Below are 239 nucleotides of genomic sequence, written 5' to 3'. Positions count from 1 at the left end.
AGTCGATCATGGCAGGCAAATCCACCATGAGATCCGAACCTGACAGTATGCCGCGTCCTTCGGGACAAGGCAATAGTGCGCGTAAGCATGCTGCCGAGAAAATCCGCTAAACTTAATCCTGTAGGTACCCGTACCGCAAACGGACACACGTAGTCGGGATGAATATTCTAAGGCGCTTGAGTGATTCACGGTTAAGGAACTAGGCAAACTGACCCTGTAACTTCGGGATAAAGGGTCCC

Annotated in this window: 1 rRNA gene; it reads left to right on the top strand. The window is 51.0% G+C overall.

Annotated features, from left to right (window positions below):
- Window positions 1-239: ribosomal RNA gene (locus tag V6260_RS18660) — 23S ribosomal RNA — on the top strand; the annotation flags it as partial.

This window comes from Pseudoalteromonas aliena (assembly GCF_038155085.1).
Taxonomy (GTDB): domain Bacteria; phylum Pseudomonadota; class Gammaproteobacteria; order Enterobacterales; family Alteromonadaceae; genus Pseudoalteromonas; species Pseudoalteromonas aliena_A.
The sequence above is the reverse complement of the archived record's forward strand: the minus strand, read 5'-3'. Positions and strand labels throughout refer to the sequence as shown.